Below are 6208 nucleotides of genomic sequence, written 5' to 3' on the forward strand. Positions count from 1 at the left end.
CTTTCAGACTTTACAAGGAGAAGAATTAAATGAATAGAAAAGATCCCTATAAACCTATGCTTTTCAAGAGGGGTGCCAAGCTTGCGAGGCGGGGTGTTGAAATAGAAAAAGTGCGTAACTTCAGTGATTAAGCATAAATCGAAGCCTTTATATACCGCTCGTAAATCATTTTGCGGTGTTCGATGTCAAAGAAGTTTGTGATGATTTTGAGTGATTGTATTGCAGGTAATAGCTAGGACTATTAGTAAAACACAATCACTCAAAAGTGCAGGAAATTCGACGGCAGAAATATTGTAAAATGTTTTGTGAGCGGTATAAGCATACCACTCTCGGGAGTATACAATACGCCCCTACGATTTAGTCAATCGATGAGTTATCACCTGTGCCATATTACCCACTGACTTTTTCACAGCATCCGATAAAACATCATCCTTCACAAATAAATGCTTTCCTTGCACACCATAAAACAGTACATGATCTATCGGCATATTAAGCGCATTTGCCAGTGCCAAAGAGGGTGCGACACCAATATTATGAGAAGATAGGAACCCACTAAACTCAAGAATCTCATGAGACTGTAGCGTGAATTGCATACCGGGTTCAACGCCCGCATTAACTGCATCGATTAGAATGATTTGAGCATAGTCTTTTTCTAAGAAACGTAATAAGTTCAAACCTGGTCGATCGGCAATCTCAATATCGATATGTAAACGTTGACCACTCTTGAGCATCTCTTTGATTTCTTTTGCTACTAACCAACCGAATTGATCATCGCCAAAAGGCGAGCCAATACCAAGAACAAGTGTTTTTTGTTTTCTCGTCATTATTAAAACCGATAAAACCTTAATGCATTATCACAAAAAACCTCACCTTTACCTGCACATAATTGATCCAGTGTTTCAAACCACTCAAGTGGGTTGTCACGAAAACACACGGGATTATTTGAAGCATACATGAGTCTTTGGTAACCAAAACAATCAATCGTATAGTCAATAATTGCTTTACTATGCGCAAGCTGTCCTAAGATTTGCAGTCCTGATAATTTCAGTGAAACGTTCTCAACCTCAGATAAGACTCGCATACTTTGCTGCCATAGCTGACGCTGCTCATCATTACCCCATAATGGCAAACCACAATGCTCAATCGCTGTTTTAACACGTGATGCTTTAAGGTATGACGCAAGATTTAATAACTGTCGCGGGTAGGCTTGGCAGTCAAAAATAAGATTATAATCCGCTAATATTTGCAAATTAGCGATCACATTGGGATATGTTGATAGATCCTGAGACTCAGGGCAGTAATCAACACCTTGTTCATAGGCTAGAATATGACGAATGCCAACGACTTGCGGGTACTGCTTAAGCTTGTCGAGCTTGGCAATAAACTGTGTTTTTGGCAATGTCATATCGACATAAGCAATATGTTTGATTTCAATTGCAGGGCATTTTTGCGCCACTGCCATCAACCACTTGATTTCAACCTCTGTGTCAATACGACTATCATGCGCTTCAATATGTACAGCACCATAGAGTTTATCCTGCATTTTCTGCTGTAGCATCTGAGGCAAGAAATCGTGCTTCAATGCTTCATTTGATTGATTTAACACCCAGCTATTTATCTTTTGATTTAAGTCCCAAAAGTGAACATGTGTATCAATAGCCTGCAAAACCATACTCCATCAATTCAAGTTTTTCGTATTCTATACTCACCATAACTCATTTTACAGCGTTTACTGCCTCAACGCTGTAACAGTTTTGATACACGACAATACCCCATTGAAACAGCAAATTATTTTTTTTCTGCTATTCTTGAGCGTAGATACCCCCAGTAAACCACAACCCAAGAGGTGAATATTATGAAATTATTTGACTTATATATCGACTACGTCCGTCAAAGTAAGATTAACAACGAAAAAGATCAACCACAAATTTTTATGATCAAGTAGGTTTTATTTACAAAGCCAAAAAAACCAAAATAACTGATTAAACAAGTTTCTCTGTTAGAGTTTTCCTCCCTCCTTTCCCCTCTCTAGCAGAGAGAGTTTCTCATCTAATGTCTCAAAGAATCCTTTTTCAATTTCAGGTGATATTGCCAAATAATACCAATTATCTTTGGCAAAGCCTTGGCATTTTACTGCATCTTTGTATGTCATAATCACAGGCTTTTCATCATCCATTGTTTTAAAATCATCAAGTGTAAAGCGGTGATGATCTTTAAAAGGATACTCCTCAACCATAAAGCCTAGATTATTCAAGGTATTAAAAAAGCGCTTTGGATTACCAATGCCTGCCACAGCATAGCATGTGCTCCCCATGGACTTCAGTAATTGATCAATAGCGAACTGTTGACCTGTCGCTAAACTCACTAAGCTTTGTGGCAATAGTTGCATATCATATTGTGCTTTATTGTTTACGCTCGCCCTACCACCACCGTTGACAATCATCATATCAACTTCTTTTAAGCGTGTAATAGGCTCACGCAAAGGGCCTGCTGGCAAACACTGACCATTTCCAAATTGGCGCTGACCATCAATCACCGCAATTTCTATGTCTCGATGCATCGCATAATGCTGCAAACCATCATCACTGACAATGACATCAACCGTTTTTAGCTTCTCTTCGATATATTGAATCGCGTCAACACGCTTAGGCGAAATAATAATTGGAATATCTTGTAATAATTGATACAGCATAAAAGGCTCATCACCACAGATATTTGCTGTCGACCTCTCATCTATCATAAAAGGATAGTGTGTCGCTTTGCCACCATAGCCTCGGGTAATAATCGCCGGATGATAACCTTGCTTTTTTAAATGTTGGCAAATGGCCTGCACCACAGGGGTTTTACCCGTGCCACCAACAGCAATATTGCCAACGACAATCACAGGTAATTTACTGTGATATGAATTTTGTTGTAGCTTGACTCTACGCTTCTTAGCAATGTATGAGAAAAGCCACGACAACGGTGTCAAGATCATTGCGCGCCATGTCTTATGCGCTGTGTACCAATCCTTTTGCATCACTTGGACTCTTTAATGCAGTGATTGATGATAAAGTTGATAATATAAACCGTTTTCATTTTGCAATAGGGCTTGGTGACTTCCCATTTCAACAATCTCACCGCCATCCATCACCACGATCTGATCAGCGTGTTCGACCGTTGATAGTCTATGGGCAACAACGAACGTCGTGCGATCTTTCATTAGGCGCTCTAATGCCTGCTGCACTATGCGCTCAGATTCATTATCCAATGCACTGGTTGCTTCATCGAGGATTAATACTGGCGCATTTTTCAAAAGGGCTCGAGCAATCGCAACACGTTGGCGCTGCCCGCCAGATAGACTTAGACCATTTTGTCCAACTTCGGTATATAAGCCTTTAGGCAGCTTCTCAATAAAATCCCAAGCATTGGCAGCTTTTGCCGCTTCAATCACTTCTTCCTCACTAACCTCGCCATCACGACCGTAGGCGATATTATGAAAGAGTGTATCATCAAATAGATTAACATGCTGTGACACCAGTGAAATATGACTACGCAGGTTTGCTAAAGTCAGAGACTGCATATCCTCATTATCTAGTAGAATTTGCCCCTTTGTCGGTTGATAGAAACGTGCCAACAAGTTCACCATAGTGGTTTTGCCACCACCTGAGCGCCCAACTAAAGCAATGGTTTGCCCAGGTTTTGCGATTAAGCTGATATGTTTTAATACCACTTGCTGAGACTCCGGATAAGAGAAGCTTAAATCTTTAAATTCAACTTGCCCTTTGACATGTGATAATTGCTTAGCACCCTTATCTTCTTCAGATTTCGCATCCAAGATTTCAAAGATATCTTCGGTTGCTGCAATTGCTTTTTGAATGGTTGAGTTAACATTGGTTAAATTTTTAATCGGTTTTAAAATCGCCATCATCGACGCAAAAAAGGCAACAAAACCACCAGCATCAAGCCAGCCACCTTCTTTTAAGCCATAGGTTGCGACGATAAACAAAATCACCGCAATAACAATCGCACCAATAAATTGAATAATCGGTGAAGATAAACCATCAAGCATCAAGGTTTTGATTTGCTGGCGATAGGTATAGCTTAGGTTGTGATCAAACTTTTGCAGTTGATATTTTTGTCCACCAAAGACGCGGATTTCCTTGTAGTTAATCAATGCTTCTTCGGCAAAGTGTGTTACTGAACCCATCGCTGATTGGGTATTACGGCTATAATGACGAAACTTCTTACTGATCCATGTGATAAAAACTGCAAGAAAAGGCGCAACAACAATCACTGTAATTGATAACTGCCAACTAGTTACGACCATCACAATGATCAGTCCAATGACAAAAGTGCCATCTTGCACGACAGTGATAATCGCAGAACCTGTCGCACTGGTTACCTGATCGACGTTATATAAAAGCTTAGAGAGTAATTTACCTGATGAAGTTTTATCATAATAGTGCGCGGGCAGATCTAAAAACTTACCAAACATTCGTTTGCGAAAGCGATAAACAACTTGCGCACCAAGCTTACCCATAAAGAATGATGATAAGAACGAGCCAACACCACGCAAAGTAAACAAAAGTAAAAACACCAAAGCGATGCCCTTTAAAAACTCACCCCCAGTTGGTGTAAAGCCTTTATTTAATAACGGTTTAATCAAATACATCGCATAGGCATCACACGCCGAATAGATAATGCTGCCGATAACAGAAATGAGTAAAAGCGGCCATAGCGATCTGACTTCCCATAGTAATCTTTTGTACAGACTATAGGTTTTCTTATTCGCATTTTCAGAAACGTGCATATTTTTATCTTTATTTTATTTAAGAAGCCAAATTGTCACAGAGTTTACCTAAATTTACTGATAACATAAAGAATAAGCTCGCTTAAGCTACAATAAACATGCAAACGTATTTAGTCGGCGGCGCTGTCCGCGATCAATTATTAGACCTGCCTGTCACGGATCATGACTGGCTTGTGGTTAATGCCAAACAATCAGATATGCTCAAGCTTGGGTTTATTCAAGTAGGTAAGCATTTCCCCGTATTTTTACATCCTGAAACCCACGAAGAATACGCACTAGCGCGCACGGAAGTAAAAACAGGTCATGGCTATCAAGCCTTTACATTCAACACGGATGAAGTGTCATTGATTGAAGATTTAAAGCGACGAGATCTCACGATTAATGCTATGGCAATTGATGAAGATGGACAACTACACGATCCTTTTAATGGTCAAGAAGATATCAAAAACAAAAAGCTTCGCCATGTTAGTAATGCTTTCTGTGAGGATCCTTTGCGCGTGCTGCGTGTCGCACGCTTTGCTGCCAAGCTTCATCACCTTGGATTTACCATTGCTGATGAAACATTGAAACTTATGCAAACCATTATTGCCAATAACGAGCTTGAAGCATTATCTCACGAGCGCATTTTACAGGAGTTTATACGCGCATTAAGCACGGCAAACTTCGAGGTTTTCTTATCGACATTACAACTACTAGGTGCCTTTGAGCATATTCTTAAACCTTTACAAACACTACCTATAACTAGACTTAAACCATTATTAGATGCGATTCAATTACAATGTGAAAATCATGACATTTTGTTTGCTTTACTGTTCGTGCATTTAGACAACGAACAGGCACTTTTAGATGTATTAAATGAACTTAAACCATCAAAAAGCACTCAAACACTTAGCCTTAGACTCTATCGCCATCATTGGTTTTTCAGCACATTACAACAGCATTCAGAAAAAGAAATATTACAAACCTTAAAAGCAATTGATGCGCTGCGCAATAAATCCGCATTTAATGATTTCCAGAATGCACTAAGACATCTTTATCAACATTCAGCGCATGCCATATCTAATATATGCTTAGGTGATAAAATTCACCTAGTCTTAACCAAATATGATTATGGTTTAGCACTTAAAAATATTCGCAATAAGCAAACGATTGCTAAAACGGTGATAAAGCTACAATTACAGCTGATCGAGGAAATAATCAAGAGCAAATTGCCCGATTAAGAGCAAATAAAGCCTTCGCTTTTTGCTATTAATAACTATAAAATCCAATCTTATACCGCGCGTAAATCATTTTGCGGTGTTCGGTGTCATAGAAGTTTTTGACGTCTTTGAGCGATTGAATTGCAGGTAATAGCTGCCCTTGACAGAGTCTTTGGGCGCTCATTTGCTAAAACAATGAAACTATTCATTGTTTCTT

5 protein-coding genes are annotated in these 6208 nt (G+C 39.3%); 1 reads left to right on the top strand and 4 read right to left on the bottom strand.

Features of this window, described 5'->3' with window-relative positions:
• Positions 1-350: 350 nt before the first annotated feature.
• From ACY10D_RS10385 to msbA, 4 genes are all read right to left on the bottom strand, one after another.
• The gene (locus tag ACY10D_RS10385) at positions 351-824 is read right to left on the bottom strand and encodes a hydrogenase maturation protease (RefSeq protein WP_487000664.1); all 474 of its coding nucleotides are present in this window, start codon (positions 822-824) and stop codon (positions 351-353) included.
• A 2-nt stretch (positions 825-826) separates the two neighbouring features.
• The gene (locus tag ACY10D_RS10390; protein ID WP_487000665.1) at positions 827-1666 is read right to left on the bottom strand and encodes an amidohydrolase family protein; all 840 of its coding nucleotides are present in this window, start codon (positions 1664-1666) and stop codon (positions 827-829) included.
• Between the two features lie 333 nt (positions 1667-1999).
• The gene (lpxK, locus tag ACY10D_RS10395) at positions 2000-3019 is read right to left on the bottom strand and encodes a tetraacyldisaccharide 4'-kinase (protein ID WP_487000666.1); all 1020 of its coding nucleotides are present in this window, start codon (positions 3017-3019) and stop codon (positions 2000-2002) included.
• Between the two features lie 12 nt (positions 3020-3031).
• A complete protein-coding gene (gene msbA, locus ACY10D_RS10400; protein WP_487000667.1) occupies positions 3032-4792 on the bottom strand; it encodes a lipid A export permease/ATP-binding protein MsbA in 1761 nt (586 codons plus the stop codon).
• Between the two features lie 98 nt (positions 4793-4890).
• On the opposite strand from msbA, the gene ACY10D_RS10405 reads away from it, so the two are divergent.
• Complete coding sequence (locus ACY10D_RS10405; RefSeq protein WP_487000668.1) at positions 4891-6012, top strand: tRNA nucleotidyltransferase/poly(A) polymerase-related protein; 1122 nt, start codon at positions 4891-4893, stop codon at positions 6010-6012.
• The last annotated feature ends 196 nt before the right edge of the window (positions 6013-6208 follow it).

It is taken from the genome of Cysteiniphilum sp., from assembly GCF_057495195.1.